This is a genomic window from Streptomyces sparsus (assembly GCF_054776295.1).
Window position 1 is genome coordinate 1 of record NZ_BAAHCA010001260.1, and the last position, 1,133, is coordinate 1,133.

The following is a 1,133-nucleotide window of genomic DNA, read 5'->3' on the forward strand; positions in this document are numbered from 1 at the left end:
GCGACTGCCGGCGCAGCACCGCGGTGTGCTCCACCGGCTCGGGTGCGGTGCGCACGGCACCGGGCGGGGCGGGCGTCCTGGCCCCGGACCGCTGGGGGGTGGACTTCACGGGACGGCCGCGGGGCTTGCGCACCACCGGGGTCGAGCCGGTCCGGGCGAGGGCCTCGCGGGCCTCGGAGATCCGGATGGCCTCCATGGTCATGTCGTGCCGCATCTCGGCCCGGCTCCAGGCGCGTTCGGCCAGCTCCCACATGGTGGCGAGGTGGCCGACGTCCGTCCTGGTGGCCTCGGCCAGCGCGGATATCGCGCCCTGCGGCGGGAGCAGCCTGCCGTTGAGATAGCGTTCCCAGGATGTCCTGCTGTAGCCCGTGCGGTCGGAGACCGCGGAAAGGCTGAGTCCGCTGCGGTCGACGACGCGCCGCAACTGGTGAGCGAACTCGCTGATCTCCGGATCCAGTTCTTCCGGCAGCGCCTTCCAACGAGGCATGGCCCTCCCCTTGTCCCCCGATGCGTGCTGTGCGGCTCCCCCTCGAGCCCGCGCGGTCCCCTCCGGGGCTTTTCCGCCCGCCGACGGGGAGTCGCGCACGCCCAGTGTGCCACCTGGCGGGGTCCCGCTCACCTCCGCAGGCGGCATTCCCCGCCAGGCACGGACCGGACTGGGGAGCGCACCCCGTTACGGTGTGCCCCGCAGCGCACCCGCGGAGTGACGGGGGCCGCCCGCTCCGCTGGCCGGTGGGCGGCCGGGGCGGGCGGTCCGTCGTGAGGCCGCCGGGCCGACGGGCCGCTCGTCGGACGTGGGGCCCGGCTGAGGTCGGGCCGTCAGCTGACCGAGAAGCGCAGGATGTCCTTGAGGAAGGGGATCTCCAGCCAGGGGTCCGGTTGCAGCATGAGCGCCAGCAGCACGATGAGCGTGCCGAGCGTGCCGTAGGTGAGCAGGTCGGTGAACCGGGAGCGCACCGCGAGCATGCCCACCGAGGCCACCGTCCGGCGCAGTACGGCGCCGGCGAGCACGGAACCGCCGACGACCAGGGCCCCCCAGCGGGCGTCCGCCACCATGAGCAGCAGCCCGACGACGACCCCGGCCATCACCGTCAGCAGCGGCCACTGCCGGTAGGGCGCCGGGGCGCCGCCCG

General features: G+C 74.8%; 2 protein-coding genes. Both read right to left on the reverse strand.

What is annotated here, in order from left to right; all coding sequences use genetic code 11:
* The coding region (locus ACYVE9_RS27765) for a helix-turn-helix domain-containing protein (RefSeq protein ID WP_461030648.1) at positions 1-487 on the reverse strand (487 nt) is incomplete at its 3' end.
* A 332-nt stretch (positions 488-819) separates the two neighbouring features.
* Positions 820-1,133, reverse strand: a 314-nt coding sequence (locus ACYVE9_RS27770; RefSeq protein ID WP_461030649.1) for a DUF3017 domain-containing protein, incomplete at its 5' end; no start/stop codon positions are given.